The sequence below is a fragment of the Mesorhizobium sp. M1D.F.Ca.ET.231.01.1.1 genome, from assembly GCF_003999155.2.
In the GTDB taxonomy this organism is placed as follows: domain Bacteria; phylum Pseudomonadota; class Alphaproteobacteria; order Rhizobiales; family Rhizobiaceae; genus Mesorhizobium.
The window spans coordinates 1-291 of sequence record NZ_RZOZ02000249.1; the positions used below are offsets into that span (position 1 = coordinate 1).

Here is a 291-nt window from a genome sequence, read left to right on the forward strand (position 1 = left end):
GTTCGGCAACTCCCGCGCGCTAGAACTGCTAGATGCGGCAGCGACATGGCTCCGTGGACGAAGAGCAACAAAAGTTCCACTCATCCAGGACTTCGCCGCCTACGCTGCCTGCAACCACCCCGAAACCGATTTCGATAGTCCGCAGCAAGTTTCGGTCCTGATCCATGGATTCTTTGAGAGCTTCTTTAGAGGGGCAGCATCGAAGATGCACGATCTCAGTGCCGCTGTTTCCCGCTGGCAATGCTTTAGAAGCATCCTCGTTGATCATGTGCTTGGCCTCAAATGGGCGGC

The 291-nt window shown here is 55.7% G+C and carries 1 protein-coding gene; it reads left to right on the forward strand.

Annotation, left to right across the window (positions count from 1 at the left end):
* Window positions 1-291: hypothetical protein (locus tag EN874_RS34185; protein WP_210238604.1), on the forward strand; the 291-nt coding region annotated here is incomplete at both ends.